This is a genomic window from Streptomyces coeruleorubidus (genome assembly GCF_008705135.1).
GTDB classification, from domain to species: Bacteria; Actinomycetota; Actinomycetes; order Streptomycetales; family Streptomycetaceae; genus Streptomyces; species Streptomyces coeruleofuscus.
The window spans coordinates 7,853,859-7,870,156 of the sequence record NZ_CP023694.1 but is presented as its reverse complement, the minus strand read 5'-3'; the positions used below and the strand labels follow the sequence as shown (position 1 = coordinate 7,870,156).

Genomic DNA, 16,298 nt, shown 5'->3' with positions numbered 1-16,298 from the left:
TCACGCCTCCGTGGCGGGGACGCGGGCCGGCTCGCCGCCGTCTCCCGGGCCGGGGTCCGGCTCGTGCGGGTCCTTCGGTACGCCGCGGAGGATGGAGTTGCCCTCGTGGGTGGCCTCCGTGCCGGTGACGTCGAGGTTCAGGCGGCCGCTGAGCCCGTAGAAGGCGACGGGGTTGCGCCACAGCACCTGGTCGACGTCCTCCTCGCCGAACCCCTCGGCCAGCATCAGGTCGCCGACCTTGCGGGTCTTCAGGGGGTCACTCTTCCCCCAGTCGGCGGCGGAGTTGACCAGGACCTGTTCGGTGCCGTAGGCGCGCAGGATCGCGATCATCCGCTCCTCGTCCATCTTGGTGTCCGGATAGACGGAGAAGCCCAGCCAGCAGCCGCTGTCCTTCGCCTCCTTGACGGTTGTCTCGTTGAGGTGGTCGACCAGGACGCGTTCCGGGGGCAGTGCGGACTCCCGGACGACGTCGATGGTGCGGCGCAGCCCGACGAGCTTGTCGCGGTGCGGGGTGTGTACGAGAGCGGGCAGGCCGTGGTCGGCGGCGAGCTGGAGCTGGGCGGCCAGGGCGGTGTCCTCGGCCGGGGTCATGGAGTCGTAGCCGATCTCGCCGACAGCTACGACGTTGTCCTTGACGAGATACCGGGGCAGCGCGTCGAGGACGGGCACACAGCGCGGGTCGTTCGCCTCCTTGGGGTTGAGCGCCAGCGTGCAGTGGTGGGCGATGCCGTACTGAGCGGCGCGGAACGGCTCCCAGCCGAGGAGCGAGTCGAAGTAGTCGAGGAAGGAGGCGGGCGAGGTGCGGGGCTGGCCGAGCCAGAAGGAGGGCTCGACGACGGCGCGGACACCGGCGGCGTACATGGCCTCGTAGTCGTCCGTGGTCCGGGACGTCATGTGGATGTGGGGGTCGAAGATGCGCATCAGGACTCCTTGCCGTGGGGGTGGTCCGTGCCGGGAGCCGGGCCGGCGGACTCGGTCAGGTCCAGGACGCGGTACAGGTCCTCGGGTACGGTGCGGCCGGCCGCGGTGCGTTCGGCGGCGTAGTCGCCCAGCATGCGGGCGAGTTCGCCGTCGCCGCGGGCCCGCCGGGGCAGGTCCGCCACTCGGTCGACGGGGACGCCGGTGAACAGGCACTTCAGTACGGCGTGGCGCCAGTCGTGGGGGGCCAGGTGCCGGGCGGCGTAAGGGCCGACGGCGGCGGTGAGGAGCCGGGTGTCGTTGGTGCGCAGGGCGTCCTCGACGAGCGGGAGGGCGCCGGGGCCGGACACGAGGTGGGGCAGGGCGTGCAGGACGGCGCGGCGCTCGTCGGCGGTGCCCTGGAAGTACACCCGCGTCAGGGCGTCGGTCCCGGCACGAGCCGCGTCGAGGATGAGGACGCGTGCGGCGTCGGCGTACGCGGCACCGCAGCGGCGGCCGGCCTCGGCGAGGCGCAGTTCCCACGGGGAGATGGGCCCGTGGATGCCGGGGTGGGCGGCGGCCTCGTCGAGGGCGTGCTCGAGCCAGGCGAGGGCGGCGGGATCGAGGTGGGTGGTCAGGTGGCGGCGGAGGCCGGCCGGCGAGGAGGTGAGGGCGGTGTCGAGGGTGGGTTGGGTGGTGTGGGTGGTGTGGGTGCTGGGGGTGTTGGGAGTGCTGGGGGTGTCCGTGGTCGCCAGGGGGTTGGCGTCTTCGGGAGCTTGGGCGTCCCGTGCGGCGGCGGACTCGGCGCCCTGGGCGTCCCGTGCGGCGGTGTCCCCGTGGGCTGGGGTGTCGTCCTGGGGGCCGTCGGTTCTCGCCGCCCGTGTGCTGCGGGGGTGGGTCATGGGGTGCTGCTCCCTTCAGGGGTGGTGGAGGGAGCGCCGTGGGGTGGCGCGGCCTGCTGGAGGGCCGGAGCAGGGGGCGGCGAGACGGTGGCCGCGGTCTGCTCGGCGTCGCGGAGGAACGGGAGGGAGTGTCCGGCGTAGCGGGGGCCGGCGTGGGAGTGGCGAGGCAGTTCGACGACGGTCAGTCCCTGGTAGCCGGTGGCGGCGAGGGCCGCCAGGACCGGCGGGAAGTCGATCTCCCCGTCCCCGAAGGGGAGGTGCTCGTGGACACCGCGTCGCATGTCCTCGATCTGGACATGGCGCAGCCAGGGTGCGGCGGCGCGCACGCAGTCGGCGGGAGGGAGGGGTTCGAGGCACTGACAGTGGCCGATGTCGAGGGTGAGACCGAGAGGTCCGGGGTCGGCGAGCATGCGGCGGAGGTGGTGGAAGTCGGCCAGGGTGGCGAGGAGGTGACCCGGTTCGGGCTCGACGGCGAGCGGAACGCCGGCGGACGCGGCGGCGTCCAGGACGGGCATGAGGGTCTCGGTGAGGCGCTTCCACGCGGTGTCCGTGTCGGTGCCGTCCGGGACGATCCCGCTGAAGCAGTGGACCGCGTGGGCGCCGAGGTCGGCCGCGACGCGTACGGCCCGGAGGAGGAGGTCGACGCGGCGGGCCCGGTCGCCGGGGTCCGGGTCCAGCAGGGACGGGCCGTGCTTGCGGCGCGGGTCGAGCACATAGCGGGCACCCGTCTCCACGGTGACACCCAGTCCGAGCGCGTCCAGCCGGTGCGCGACCCGGCGGGTGCGGGCGGCGAGGTCCGGGGCGAGCGGGTCGAGGTGCATGTGGTCGAGGGTCAGTCCGACGCCGTCGTATCCGAGGTCGGCGAGAAGGGAGAGCGCGTCGTCGAGCCGGAGGTCGGCGAGGCCGTTGGTGCCGTAGCCGAAGCGGAGGGGCCGGCGGGCGTCGAGGGGAGAGGTCCCTGCATTCACGTCACACTCACCTTCTTCGCGAACCGCGCTCCCAGCGGGGCCAGGGCCGCGATGAGGAGGGCCGTGGCCGTGCCCTTGGAGCGGGCGGTCAGGGTGGCCTGGAGGGGGATCGTGGCGCGGATGCCGGCACCGACGGCTCGTTGGGTGAGCGGAGGTGAGGGGTTGAGCGTGGCGTGGAAGTAGGGGCGGGCGGTGGCCGCGACGTAAGCGGCCGCGAGGGCGGTGGTGAGGTGTGCCGTGGGTTTCCGGCCGAGCGCAGCTCCTGGAGGCGGAGTCGCTCGTGGCCCGAGAAGGCCATGAGCGGCTGCCCCTCGGTGGTCCGACGGGCGGTGCGTGACCACGCGGGTCAGCAGGGCCGTCGTCGCAAGCGCCGCCAAGGGGGCCAGGGATGAGCCGCCCCGGGCCTCCTGACGGGAGACCGTCGTGACGGCCAGGGTGTGGGTGCCGAGGAGAGCGGCGGAGGACAGCGCCGGGCGGGTACGGCCGGTGGTGGCCGCGGCTCCCAGGAGCAGGTCCAGTCCGCGGGCGGCGCCCATGGCCACGGGCCCGGCCGGGGTGTGTTTCAGAGTGAGGTCGTACGCCCACACGGTCGCCGCCAGGGGCGCGGCGACGGCCAGGGCCGGGCGGCCGGCGCGGGCGGCCAGGGCCAGTCCGGCTCCGGTGAGGGCACAGGCCGCCGTGAGCGCGGCGGCGGGGCGGATGCGGCCGGAGGGCAGGGGGCGGTGCGGGCGTTCGACGGCGTCCACCTCGCGGTCCGCCCAGTCGTTGAGGGCCATGCCGGCCTCGTACAGGCAGAGGGAGGAGCCGATGGCGAGCAGAGTGCGGGCGTTGGGCGGCGCGCCGGCCGCGGCCGTGCCGGCGAGTGCGTCGCCGGGCACGCTGAACAGGGCCGGGAGACGGAGGAGTTCGGCCCAGGCGCGTCCCCGTGCGGGGCGGTCGGCGCGTCCGCAGGGCGGAGTGGACGACGCCGTGCCGCCGACATGCCCTTCGTTGCAGGTTTCACCCGTACCGCCCGAGCCTCCACAACGGCGCTCGCGCCGCCTCACCGGAGGTCCCCCATCCCGTTGGTCCGCTCCTCGAGGCCGAGCTCGCGGCCCTCTCCGGCGCCCTGCCGGAGGCCCGTGCCCTCCCCCGGCCCCGCCTCCCGAAGGCTCCGGGCGAAGCCGGTCAGTGCCTCGTACTGGTCGGCCAGGCCCGAGGGCGCGTCCCCCACCGGGTCCTTGAAGTAGAAGGCGAGGGCGTCGAGCGGGCCGGACAGGCCCGACTCGTGGGCACGGGCGGTCAGCCGGGCGAGGTCGAGGACGAGGGGTGCGGCCAGGGCGGAGTCGCAGCCCTGCCAGGTGGTCTGGAGGATCATGCGGGTGCCGAGGAAGCCGTCGAAGGCGATGTGGTCCCAGGCGGTCTTCCAGTCGCCGAGGGCGGGGACGTCGTCGATGTGGGTCTCGCCCTGGGGGGTGGTGCCGAGGGTGTCGGTGAGGACCCGTTCCTTGCCGGCGTTCTTGGCCGCCGCGGCGGCCGGGTCGGCCAGGGCGGCGCCGTCGCCGCCGCCGAGCAGGTTCGTGCCGGACCAGGCGCGGACGGTCAGCGCCCGCTGGGCGAACATGGGGCCGAGCACCGAGCGCAGGAGGGTCTGGCCGGTCTTGCCGTCGCGGCCGGCGTACGGCAGGCCGCTCCGTTCGGCCTCGCGGGCGGCGGCGGGGTGGTGCATGCCCTCGGAGGGGGTGAAGTTGACGTAGGGGCAGCCCGCGCGCAGGGCCGCCAGCGCGTACAGGGTGCTGGCCGGCAGCGGTGCGTCGGGCCCCTGGGAGGTGGGTTCGGTGGAGGCGACGTTCACCACCACGGCCCGTTCCAGCTCATGGCGGTGGACGAAGTCGCGGATGTCGTCGGCGAAGGCCGTGATCAGTTCGGCCTCGCTCCGGGTGTCCCCGGGAGTGGGGCCACCGGGCCTGATCTCCCGCTCGGCCGCGGCGAGTTCGGAGGCGACGGCCGTGGCGATGCCCGGCGGGAGGACGCCGCCGGCGGTCAGGGTCTCGGCGCGTTTGGGCAGGGGGCAGTCGACGGTGTCATGGCCGCCGAAGACGAGGTCGGACAGCGCGGGCAGACCGCTGTCGGTGAACGCCGGTGTCTCGGTCACCATGCCGGTGGGCGGGTGCAGTCCCGCGGCGACGGCGGCGCACCCCGTGACGACGGTGGTGGCGACGGAGCCGCGGGCTCCGATCAGCCACACCCCCACACGCGGTCGGGAGAGGGACGCGGACATGTGCAGCCTCCTGAACGTGCGCTAACCCCGGGGGGAGGGACAGGAGACGGCGGGCGGGGGTCCGGCGTCCCCCGCCCGCCGTCGTTCAGTCGCCCTTGACGGGCAGTTCCTTCAACTGGATGTTGCGGAAGGAGACCTGGTCATCGGCGCCATGGTTCTGGAGGCCGATGTAGCCGTCGGTCAGGCTCCGCTGGGGGTCCTTGTTGGTGAAGTCGTTGATCTTGACTCCGTTGAGGAACACCTGGAGGCGTTCGCCCTGGACCTTGATCTCGTAGGAGTTCCATTGGCCGGGCGGCCGCAGGACCTGGTCACGGGCCTTGATGTTCGCCGACTTGAACGAGTAGACGGAGCCCGTGGTGCGGTCGGCCGCGTCCGTGGCGTCGATCTGGATCTCGTAGCCCTTGTTCACCGCGGACCAGGGGTCGTCGGAGGCGGGGAAGCCCACGAAGATCCCGGAGTTGTCGTCGCCCCGCATCTTCCAGTCGAGCTTGAGCGAGTACGACTTCAGTTCCTTGGCCTGGTACCAGAGCAGACCCATGCCGCCCTCGGACTCCATCACGCCGTCCTTGACGGCGAACTTGCCGGGTCCGGCCTGCTTCCAGCCGTCCAGGGTCTGGCCGTTGAAGATCTTCCGGTAGTCCTTGCTCGGCTTGCAGTCCGCCTTCACCTGACCGGTGGCGTACTGCAGGCCGCCGAGCAGGTGGGCGCGGAAGGCCTCGTCGGCGTAGGACTCCTTGGTGTGGCCGCCGCCGGTGTAGAAGGACCGGCCGCCGCCGTAGCTCTGGCACCAGGCGATCGGGTGGTCGCCCTTCATGGTGCCGCCCTGGTAGGTGGTCTCGTCCAGGGTGGCGAGGACCTTGGCCTGCTCGCGCGGGTTGGTGCGGTAGTTGTACCACTCGTCGGTGCGCTCCCAGGCGTCGCCCAGGTGCGCGGTCGACGGGTGGTCGTGGTCCTCGACGCGGACGGTGGCCTTCTGGATGGCCGGGTGCGAGTCGAAGTAGGCGCCGACGAGGCCGCCGTAGAACTCCCAGTCGTACTCGGTGTCGGCGGCGGCGTGGATGCCCATGTAGCCGCCGCCGTTCTTCACGTAGTTCTCGAACGCCTTCTGCTGCTCGGCGTCGAGGACGTCACCGGTGGTGGACAGGAAGGCCACCGCGTCGTACTTGGCGAGGTTGGCCGTCGTGAACTGCTTCGCCTCCTCGGTGGCGTCGACCGTGATGCCGGCCGGTCCGCCGAGCTCCTTCAGCGCGGCGATGCCGGCCGGGATGGAGTCGTGGCGGAAGCCCGCGGTCCTGGAGAAGACCAGGACCTTCTTGCCGCCCTTGAACGGCTCCTTGGAGAACTCGAAGTCGTCCACGTCGTACAGCGCGCCCTCCCCGCCCTTGAAGACCAGGTAGATGTCCGTGGTCTTCTTGGGGAGCGACCGCAGCGGCACGTCGACGTTCTGGAAGGTCTCCCAGCCGCCGGTCGGCGGGATGTACGCCGATCCGTGCAGCGGACCGTCGGGCGAGCCGGTGCGCAGCTCGATGAAGCCGCCCGCGCCGCCGGAGGAGGCCCGCACGGTCATCTTCTTCTGTCCGTCGAACCGGTAGGGGCTGAAGGAGATCCAGTCGCCGTCGTTGATGTCACCGACGGTCTTGCCGCCGTTGGCGCCGGTCTTCTCGATCACCGACACGCCCGACTGGGTGGTGAAGTGCTCGCCCTGGCGGTGCAGCGGCTGGAGGACGGTGCGGGCGGTGCCGGTCAGGGCCTCCTGGCCGTTCGCCCCGCCGTCGGTGTAGCTGGCGCCGACGACGCCGTAGATGTCGGCGTTGGGGTCGTGGCCGCCGTCACCGGGGGGCGGCTTCAGGGTGCCCTCGCAGCCCATCTCGCTGGTCAGCTCGTGGGCGTGGGAGTCGTGGCCGAGGCTGTAGACGACCTTGACCTTGGAGCAGTCGATGGTCTCCTCAGGGTCGGTGACGGTCACCTTGAACGGGACTGGCTTGCCGAATTCGGCCAGGGTGCCGTTGCCGGGGACGTCGATCCGCACCTTGGGCTCGGTGTTGCCGACCACGATCCGGACGCTGGCGTTGCCGGTGTTGCCCTCGGGGTCCTTCGCGGTGAAGGTGGCGCTGTAGGTGCCGACCTTCTTGTACTTGTGGGTGGGGTTGAGGCCCTCGCCCTTGGTGCCGTCGCCGAAGTCCCAGCTGTAGGTGAGGTCCGGGGAGTCGGCGTCCTTGGCGGAGCCGGTGAACTTGACCTTCAGGCCGGCCGCCCCGGACGTCTTGTCGGCGCTCACCTCGGCGATCGGCGAGAAGCCGTCCTCGGCGTTCTCGATCCGGTACAGCGCGGAGTTCTCGTCGCCCTGGAACCAGGAGACGCCGTAGTCGAGGACGTAGAGCGCGCCGTCGGGGCCGAACTCCATGTCCATGATCTGGGTGCCGGTCCACGGGAAGTCGTTGATCTTCGCCACGGAGCCGTCGTCGTTCTGCTCGATCCGCTTGATCCAGCGGCGGCCGAACTCACCCGCGAAGAAGTCGCCGTCGTACGCCTCGGGGAACTTCACACTGGAGTCGAGCTCGGGGTCGTAGCGGTAGACCGGGCCGGCCATCGGGGACTCGGAGCCGTCGCCGAACTCGGGCAGGGAGCCGCCGTCGTACGGGATCCAGGCGGCCTGCGCGGGCGGCAGGTCGACCAGGCCCGTGTTGTACGGCGAGGTGTTCTTCGGGGCGTCACAGTCGAACTTCTCGCCGGATTCCTTGGTGGCGAAGTCGTAGTCGACGTAGGCGTCGTTGTTGCCCGTGCAGAACGGCCAGCCGAAGTTGGCCGCCTTGGTCACCTTGGCGAACTCGACCTGCCCTGCCGGGCCGCGCTTGGGGTCGGCGGCGCCCGCGTCGGGGCCGTAGTCGCCGACGTACACGATGCCGGTCTTGTCGTCGACGCTCATCCGGAACGGGTTGCGGAAGCCCATCGCGTAGATCTCGGGACGGGTCTTCTCGGTGCCGGGGGCGAAGAGGTTGCCCTCCGGGACGGTGTACGAGCCGTCCTCGGCGACCTTGATGCGGAGGATCTTGCCGCGCAGGTCGTTGGTGTTGGCGGAGCTGCGGCGGGCGTCGAAGGCCGGGTTGCGGCCCTCACGGTCGTCGATCGGCGTGTAGCCGTCGGAGGCGAAGGGGTTGGTGTCGTCGCCGGTCGACAGGTAGAGGTTCCCGTCCGCGTCGAAGTCGATGTCGCCGCCGACGTGGCAGCAGGTGCCGCGGGAGGCCGCTACGTCGAGGACCTTCTTCTCGCTGGCCATGTCCAGCGTGCCGTTGGCCTTGAGGACGAAGCGGGAGAGGCGGTTGACGCCGTCGAACTTCTTGAAGTCCTCGGCGGTGCCGGTCTCCGGGGCGTCGCCCGCGGGGGTGTCGAGCGGCGGGGCGTAGTAGAGGTAGATCGCCCGGTTGTTCTTGAAGTCCGGGTCGATGCCGACGCCCTGGAGGCCTTCCTCGTCGTGGCTGTAGACCGGGATCTTGCCGGCGACCTTGGTGACGCCGCCCTGGTCGGTGAGGCGCAGCGTGCCGTCGCGCGAGGTGTGCAGGACGCTGCGGTCCGGGAGCACGGCGAGCGACATCGGCTCGCCCGTCTCGGGTTCGCCCTTGGCGAGCGGCACCTGCTGGAACTGGCCTTCTGCGGCTGCCGGTTCGTCCTGTTCCGCTAGGCCGGGTTGGGCTCCGGCGACGGTGGCCGGGGTGCCCACGGCCAGGAGCAGGCCGGTGAACAGGGCGACGGCGGTGCGAAGCCTGGGGCCTCTGGGGGTGCGGGTGCTTCTTGGTCCGGTTCTGTGCACGAAGTCCCTCCGGGAACGGGATGGGCCGTACGGAATGGGTGCGAAGACGTGCGGTGCGGGCGCCGGGGTGCGCCGTCACCCCGGAGGTGCGTGTGTCCTGAACGCTTCAAGGAAGGTAACCACGTCCGTCCGGGGCGAACACCCCTTGTATCAGGATCGGTTGAGCTTTCTCCCAGCACAGGACAAAGCAGGATCCGGGCAGGTCGGAGAGGGGACCGGCCGGTGGAACCGGTCCCCGTCCCGACCAGCGCCGGGTGCCTGGTTCAGCTGTTGAACGCGGCGTCGAAGGACGCGCTGGGCGGCTCGAAGTCGAAGGCCTTGAGGCGGGTCAGCGCCTCGGGCGCCCCCTGGAGCCGGTCCATGCCGGCGTCCTCCCACTCGACGGAGATCGGGCCCTGGTAGTCGATGGAGCGCAGCATCCGGAAGACGTCCTCCCAGGGGACGTCCCCGTGCCCGGCGGAGACGAAGTCCCAGCCGCGCCGGGGGTCGCCCCAGGGCAGGTGGGAGCCGAGCCGGCCGTTGCGTCCGTCGAGGCGCTTGCGGGCCTCCTTGCAGTCGACGTGGTAGATCCGGTCGCGGAAGTCCCAGAGGAAGCCGACGGGGTCGAGGTCCTGCCACACGAAGTGGCTCGGGTCGAAGTTGAGGCCGAAGGCGGGGCGCCGGCCGACGGCTTCGAGGGCCCTCTGAGTGGTCCAGTAGTCGTAGGCGATCTCGCTGGGGTGGACCTCGTGCGCGAACCGCACGCCCTCCGCGTCGAAGACGTCCAGGATCGGGTTCCAGCGGTCGGCGAAGTCCTGGTAGCCGCGTTCGATCATGGCGTCGGGGGCGGGCGGGAACATGGCGACCAGGTGCCAGATGGCGGAGCCGGTGAAGCCGATGACGGTGTCGACGCCGAAGGCGGCCGCGGCGCGCGCGGTGTCCCTGACGCGGTCCGCCGCCCGCTGCCGGACCCCTTCCGGGTCTCCGTCGCCCCACACTTCTCCCGGCACGATCGCCTGGTGGCGTTCGTCGATGATGGCGTCGCAGACGGCCTGTCCGACCAGGTGGTTGGAGATGGCCCAGCACTTGAGGCCGTACTTGTCGAGCAGCGCCCGGCGGCCGTCGAGGTACCCCGGGTCGGAGAGCGCCTTGTCGACTTCGAAGTGGTCGCCCCAGCAGGCGAGTTCCAGCCCGTCGTAGCCGAAGTCGCGGGCGAGCCGGCAGACCTCTTCCAGCGGCAGGTCCGCCCACTGGCCGGTGAACAGCGTGAACGTACGCGGCATGCGCGTCAGCCTCCTCAGACCGCGATCGGCGTGTAGACGGAGTTCTTCTCGGCGCTCTCCTCCACCGCCGCGAGCACGCACTGCACCTGGAGCCCGTCGGCGAAGGAGGGTTCGGGGCGGCGGCCCTCGGCGATGGCGTGGACGAGGTCGCGGGCCTGGTGGACGAAGGTGTGCTCGTAGCCGAGACCGTGGCCCGGCGGCCACCAGGCGTCCAGGTAGGGGTGGTCGGGTTCGGTGACGAGGATGCGGCGGAAGCCCGCCTCCGCCCCGGGCGCGGTGCCGTCGTGGAAGGACAGCTCGTTGAGCCGCTCCAGGTCGAAGGCGAGCGACCCGCGCTCCCCGTTGAGTTCGATGCGCAGGGCGTTCTTGCGGCCGGTGGCGTAGCGGGTGGCCTCGAAGGAGGCGAGGGCGCCGGAGGGGAAGCGGGCCGTGAACAGGGCGGCGTCGTCCACGGTGACCTCCCCCGTGCCGGCGGCCGAGACGGCGGAGAGGCCGCTGGACGCGCCGGTGGGCAGGGGCCGCTGACGTACGAAGGTCTCCGTCAGTGCGGAGACGCCCGCCAGCCGCTCCCCGACCAGGTACTGCGCGAGGTCGATGATGTGCGCGCCCAGATCGCCGAGCGAGCCGGAGCCGGCCTGTTCCTTGCGCAGCCGCCAGGTCAGCGGGAACTCGGGGTCCACCAGCCAGTCCTGGAGGTATGTCACGCGGACGTGCCGGAGCCTGCCCAGGCGGCCCTCGGCGACCATGCGGCGGGCCAGGGCGGTGGCCGGCACCCGGCGGTAGTTGAAGCCGACCATCGCCACCTGGCCGCGCCGGTAGGCCTCTTCGGCGGCCCGCACCATCGTGGTGGCTTCCTCGACGGTGTTGGCGAGGGGCTTCTCGCACAGGACGTGCTTGCCGGCCGCGAGGGCGGCGAGGGCGATCTCGGCGTGGCTGTCGCCGGGGGTGCAGATGTCGACGAGGTCGACGTCGTCGCGTTCGACGAGGGCGCGCCAGTCGGTCTCGGTGGACGCCCAGCCGTGGCGGTCGGCCGCCGCCCGCACGGCGGTGGCGTCCCGGCCGCAGATCGCGGTCTGCACGGGGTTCAGCGGCAGGTCGAAGACACGGCCCGCGGTGCGCCAGCCCTGGGAGTGGGCGGCGCCCATGAAGGCGTAGCCCACCATCCCGACGCGCAGGGGTGGCTTGCCTGCCTCGGTCCCATCTGACTGCTGCTGCGGCTGTCCCATACGGGTGTCCTCCTCGTCCTGGTCGGGGTGGCGCACGTGGGGGGTGCGGGCGGAACCGGTCACCGGAAGCCGGTGGGCATGTACTGGTCGACGTTGGTCTTGTCGACGACGGCCGAGTAGAGCGTGATGGACGCCGGGATCTCGAACTCGGCCATGCCGCCGATGCCCTTGCCCTGGCCGAGGGCGCGGGCGAGGTCGATCGCGGAGGCGGCCATGGTCGGCGGGTAGAGGACGGTCGCCTTCAGCACGCCGTTGTCCTGCTTGATGGCCTGGAAGGCGGACAGGGCGCCCGCGCCGCCGACCATCAGGAAGTCGTCGCGCCCGGCCTGCTCGATGGCGCGCAGCGCGCCCACGCCCTGGTCGTCGTCGTGGTTCCACAGCGCGTCGAACTTCGACTGGGCCTGGAGCAGCTGGGCCATCTTGGCCTGCCCGGATTCGACGGTGAACTCGGCGGCCTGCCGGGCGACCTTCTTGATGTTGGGGTAGTTCTTCAGGGCGTCGTCGAAGCCCTGGGTGCGCTGCTTGGTCAGCTCCAGGTTGTCCAGGCCGGCGAGTTCGATGACGCGGGCGTTCGACTTGCCCTTGAGCTTCTCGCCGATGTAGTGGCCGGCGTTGAGGCCCATGCCGTAGTTGTCGCCGCCGATCCAGCAGCGGTACGCCTGCGGGGTGTTGAAGATGCGGTCGAGGTTGACGACCGGGATGCCCGCGCGCATCGCCTTCAGCCCGACCTGGGTGAGGGCCTTGCCGTCGGCGGGGAGCACGACCAGGACGTCGACCTTCTTGTTGATGAGGGTCTCGATCTGGCCGATCTGCTGGGCGGTGTCGTTGGAGCCCTCGGTGATCTCCAGGGTGACGTCGGAGTACTTCTCGGCCCGCTTCTTCGCGTTGTCGTTGATGGCGTTCAGCCAGCCGTGGTCGGCCTGCGGTCCGGCGAAGCCGATGGTGACCTGCTTGCCGGGCTTGTCGTCGGCGGCCGGCTGGTTGTCGCCCGCCGGCTCGTCCTTCGATTCGGACGGCTCGTTGCTCGTGCACCCCGTGAGGAGGGCACCGGCGGAGACGGCGGCGGCTCCGAAGAGCAGTCCTCTGCGGCTCGTGATCTCGGTCATGGCGGTGAACCCTTTCCTCAGGTCGTGCTCGCGGTACGGCGCTGGACCAGCACGGCGGCGACGATGATCGCGCCCTTGGCGATCTGCTGGACGTCGCTCTGCAGGTTGTTCAGGGCGAAGATGTTGGTGATCGTGAAGAAGATCAGGACGCCGAGGACGGAGCCTGTGATGGTGCCGCGGCCGCCGGTGAGCAGGGTGCCGCCGATGATCGCGGCGGCGATGGCGTCGAGTTCGTAGAGGTTGCCGTTGGTGTTCTGTCCGGAGCCGGACAGGACGATCAGCAGGAAGGCGGCGATGCCGCAGCACAGCCCGGACAGCAGGTAGAGGTAGAGCCGCTGGCGGCGGACGTCGATGCCGGCGAGGCGGGCGGCCTCCGGGTTGCCGCCGACGGCGACCGTGCGGCGGCCGAAGGTGGTGCGGTTGAGCACCAGCCAGCCGATGACGGTCACGACCGCGAAGACCAGGACCAGGGGCGGGATGCCGAGGACGTAGGCATCGCGTTCGCCCAGGTCGAGAACGGACGGCACGGTCACGATCTGCGTCTTGCCGTCGGTGATCTGGAGCGCGAGGCCGCGGGCGGAGGCCAGCATGGCGAGGGTGGCGATGAACGGCACCATCGCGCCGTAGGCGATGAGCACCCCGTTGACCAGGCCGCAGCCGACTCCGACGATCAGCGCCGTGAAGAGGATGCCGGCGAAGCCGTACTCCTGGGTGGCGACCGTGGTCGCCCACACCGAGGCGAGCGCGACGATCGCGCCGACCGACAGGTCGATGCCGCCGGAGATGATGACGAAGGTCATGCCGACGGTGACGACGCCGACCACGGAGGCCTGGGTGAGGACCAGTTGCAGGTTGCGGGTGTCGAGGAACTCGTCGGGCTTGGTGATGCCGCCGACGAGGATCAGCACGGCGAGCACGCCGAGCAGGGAGAGGGTGCGGACGTCGGCGCGGGCCATCAGGCCGCGCCAGGCGGGGGGCTGGGCCTCGGGCACCTTGTCGGTGCTGTCCCGCGGCGGGGAGACGGGCTGCGTCATGACGCCGGGCTTCCTTCCATGACCAGGTCGAGTACGCGGTGTTCGTCGAGTTCGCGCGCGGGTGCCGTGTGGACCACACGGCCCTCCCGCAGCACCAGGACGCGGTCGGCGAGGCCGAGCACCTCGGGCACCTCGCTGGAGACCAGCAGCACGGCCAGGCCTTCGTCGGCCAGCCGGCGGACGACCGCGTACAGTTCGGCGCGGGCGCCGACGTCGACGCCGCGGGTGGGTTCGTCGAGCAGCAGCACCCGGCAGCCGCGCAGCAGCCAGCGGGCCAGGACGGCCTTTTGCTGGTTGCCGCCGGACAGGGTGCGCACGGGTACCGACGGGTTGTCGGGCCTGAGCGACAACTCGCGGGTCGCGGCCCGGGCGGCGCCGAGTTCGGCGCCCCGGTCGATCCAGCCGCCGCGCGAGAAGCGGGACATGGAGGAGACCGACACGTTGCGGGTGACGGACTCCAGCATCAGCAGGGCCTGCGCCTTGCGTTCCTCGGGGGCGAGCCCCAGTCCGGCCCGGACGGCGGCCCGGACGCTGCCCGGCTTCAACGGCTTGCCGTCGACCAGCACCTGACCGGACGTCGGTTTCCTGGCTCCGTATACGGTCTCCAGGATCTCGGAGCGGCCCGAGCCGACGAGTCCGGCCAGGCCGACGATCTCGCCCGGCCGTACCTCCAGGTCGAGGGGTTCGAACTCCCCGGCGCGGGACAGGCCCCGGACGGTGAGCACCGGTTCGCCGGGCGGCGGGGAGACGGGCCGGTCGGGAAAGACGTACTCGACGTTGCGGCCCGTCATCAGCGCGACGACTTCGCGGGTGGGGGTCGTCTTCGCCGGCAGTCCGTTCGCCACGGCCCGACCGTCCTTGAGCACGGTCACCCGGTCGCCGATGCGCCGGATCTCCTCCAGGCGGTGCGAGATGTAGACGACGGCGACACCGGTGGCGGTCAGGTCGCCGACGATGCGGAAGAGGTTGTCGACTTCGTCCGGGTCGAGGGCGGCGGACGGTTCGTCCATCACGATGAGCCGCACGTCGTGGGAGAGTGCCCGGGCCATGGACACGATCTGCTGCTGGGCCGCGGACAGCTCCCCGACGAGCCGGGCCGGATCGATCTCCGCGTGCCCAAGTCGCTTGAGCAGGGCGGACGTCGACTCCTTCGCGGCCTTCCCCCGGACGACGAACCCGGCGGTGGTCGGCTCGTGGCCCAGGTGGACGTTCTCTGCGACCGACAGGTGCTCCACCAGGTCGAGTTCCTGGTAGATGGTGGCGATGCCGAGGCGCATGGCGGCGATCGGCGAGCGGAGTGTGACCGCCTCGCCGCGCCAGCGGATCTCGCCGGTGCCGGGCTGGTGGGCGCCGGCGAGCACCTTGATGAGGGTGGATTTCCCGGCGCCGTTCTGGCCGAGCAGGCAGTGCACCTCTCCGGCCTGGACGTCGAGGTCGACGCCGTCGAGGGCCCGGACTCCGGGGAACGACTTGGTGATGCCGGACATGCTGAGCAGCGGTGGTTCTGGTGCCATGCGGATTCCCCTTGGCGGGCGTGCGGGCCGGTTGCAGGGCGCTTTTCGGGCAGGCGTGTGCTAGGCAGGGCGGAGCAGGGAGCTGTGCTGGTGAGCCGTGCTGTGAGCCGTGCTGTCGAGAAGGACTACGCGGGTGAGAACAGATGGTCGCTGATGAGCCGGGCCGCGCCGATGACTCCGGCAGCGGGTCCCAACTCGCCCAGGACGATGGGCAGGTTGCCGGTCGCGAGGGGCAGCGACTGGCGGTAGACCTGGGTGCGGATCGCGGCGAGCAGGGTGTGGCCGAGGCCGGTCACCCCGCCGCCGATCACCACCAGGCCCGGGTTGAAGAAGCTGACCAGGCCGGCGATGACCTGGCCGGTGCGGTTGCCGCCCTCGCGGATCAGGTCGAGCGCGGTGGCGTCGCCGGCGGCGGCCGCGGCGGCGACGTCGACGGCGCTGAGGCCGCCGTTGGTCTCCAGCCGCGAGGCCAGTTCGGCGGAGAGCCCCTGCTGGGCGGCCTCCGTGGCGTCACGGGCGAGGGCCGCCCCGCTGAAGTGGGCCTCCAGGCAGCCCCGGTTGCCGCAGGCGCACGGACGGCCGTCGGGCACGGCCTGGATGTGCCCGATGTCGCCGGCGCTGCCCGTCGTACCGCGGTAGACCTCACCGCCGACGACGATGCCGCAGCCGATGCCCGTGCCGATCTTGACGCAGAGGAAGTCGGCGACGGTGCGGGCGACGCCCGCGTGCTGCTCCCCCATCGCCATGAGGTTCACGTCGTTGTCGACCATGACAGGGCAGCCGAGTTCCTGGCTGAGCGCCTCCCGCACGGGGAAGCCGTCCCAGCCCGGCATGATCGGCGGGGCCACCGGGATGCCCTCGGGGAAGCGGACCGGGCCCGGGACGCCGATGCCGGCGCCGTCGAATCCCTCCGCGAGCCCCGAGGCCTTCAGCTTGGCGGCCATGGCCAGGACCTGCTCGAAGACCGCGACCGGGCCCTCGCGCACGTCCATGGGGTGGTTGATGTGCCCGAGCGTCTCCAGTTCGGCGTTGGTGACGGCGACGTCGACCGAGGTCGCGCCGATGTCGACGCCGAGGAAGCGCAGCCCGGGGTTGAGCCGGATGTTGTGGGAGCGGCGGCCGCCGCGCGAGGCGGCGAGTCCGTCGGCCACGACCAGCCCCGTCTCCAGCAGCCGGTCCACCTCCACGGCGAGCTTGGACCGCGAGAGGTCGACCTGGTCGCCCAGCTGGGCACGGGAGTTGGGGCCGCCGTCGCGCAGCAGCTTGAGCAGTCGGGCCTGGTGGGCGTTCCCGGGTCGTGCGGTCATACGTCTCACGAGCC

The 16,298-nt window shown here is 71.6% G+C and carries 12 protein-coding genes; all 12 read right to left on the bottom strand.

What is annotated here, in order from left to right; translation table 11 throughout:
* The 12 genes from CP976_RS36200 to CP976_RS36145 all read right to left on the bottom strand — a co-directional run bounded on the left by CP976_RS36200 (position 1) and on the right by CP976_RS36145 (position 16,284).
* On the bottom strand, positions 1–921 hold the full coding sequence (locus tag CP976_RS36200; RefSeq protein WP_150484113.1) for a TatD family hydrolase: 921 nt from the start codon (positions 919–921) through the stop codon (positions 1–3).
* The gene (locus tag CP976_RS36195; protein ID WP_150484112.1) at positions 921–1,799 is read right to left on the bottom strand and encodes an EboA domain-containing protein; all 879 of its coding nucleotides are present in this window, start codon (positions 1,797–1,799) and stop codon (positions 921–923) included. The genes CP976_RS36200 and CP976_RS36195 overlap by 1 nt, the downstream gene beginning before the upstream one ends.
* Positions 1,796–2,767 carry a sugar phosphate isomerase/epimerase family protein gene (locus tag CP976_RS36190; protein WP_150484111.1) on the bottom strand — a complete coding sequence of 324 codons (972 nt, stop codon included), beginning with the start codon at positions 2,765–2,767 and terminating at the stop codon, positions 1,796–1,798. Before CP976_RS36190 ends, CP976_RS36195 begins: the two co-directional genes overlap by 4 nt.
* On the bottom strand, positions 2,764–3,813 hold the full coding sequence (locus CP976_RS36185; protein ID WP_150484110.1) for an SCO3242 family prenyltransferase: 1,050 nt from the start codon (positions 3,811–3,813) through the stop codon (positions 2,764–2,766). Before CP976_RS36185 ends, CP976_RS36190 begins: the two co-directional genes overlap by 4 nt.
* Positions 3,810–5,027 (bottom strand): inositol-3-phosphate synthase, encoded by a 1,218-nt coding sequence (locus tag CP976_RS36180; RefSeq protein WP_150484109.1) that lies wholly within the window; start codon positions 5,025–5,027, stop codon positions 3,810–3,812. Before CP976_RS36180 ends, CP976_RS36185 begins: the two co-directional genes overlap by 4 nt.
* 85 nt (positions 5,028–5,112) lie before the next feature.
* Positions 5,113–8,835, bottom strand: coding sequence for a ThuA domain-containing protein (locus tag CP976_RS36175; protein ID WP_150484108.1), 3,723 nt, complete (start codon positions 8,833–8,835; stop codon positions 5,113–5,115).
* 263 nt (positions 8,836–9,098) lie between these two features.
* Positions 9,099–10,097, bottom strand: a complete 999-nt coding sequence (locus tag CP976_RS36170; RefSeq protein WP_150484107.1) for a sugar phosphate isomerase/epimerase family protein — start codon at positions 10,095–10,097, stop codon at positions 9,099–9,101.
* A gap of 14 nt (positions 10,098–10,111) precedes the next feature.
* Entirely contained in the window at positions 10,112–11,323 is a 1,212-nt protein-coding gene (locus CP976_RS36165) for a Gfo/Idh/MocA family protein (protein WP_150485650.1), read from the bottom strand.
* A gap of 59 nt (positions 11,324–11,382) precedes the next feature.
* Entirely contained in the window at positions 11,383–12,429 is a 1,047-nt protein-coding gene (locus tag CP976_RS36160; protein WP_150484106.1) for a substrate-binding domain-containing protein, read from the bottom strand.
* A gap of 17 nt (positions 12,430–12,446) precedes the next feature.
* Positions 12,447–13,463 (bottom strand): ABC transporter permease, encoded by a 1,017-nt coding sequence (locus CP976_RS36155; RefSeq protein WP_150484105.1) that lies wholly within the window; start codon positions 13,461–13,463, stop codon positions 12,447–12,449.
* The gene (locus CP976_RS36150; RefSeq protein WP_150484104.1) at positions 13,460–14,977 is read right to left on the bottom strand and encodes a sugar ABC transporter ATP-binding protein; all 1,518 of its coding nucleotides are present in this window, start codon (positions 14,975–14,977) and stop codon (positions 13,460–13,462) included. Before CP976_RS36150 ends, CP976_RS36155 begins: the two co-directional genes overlap by 4 nt.
* 125 nt (positions 14,978–15,102) lie before the next feature.
* Complete coding sequence (locus CP976_RS36145; RefSeq protein WP_150485649.1) at positions 15,103–16,284, bottom strand: ROK family transcriptional regulator; 1,182 nt, start codon at positions 16,282–16,284, stop codon at positions 15,103–15,105.
* Positions 16,285–16,298: the final 14 nt, after the last annotated feature.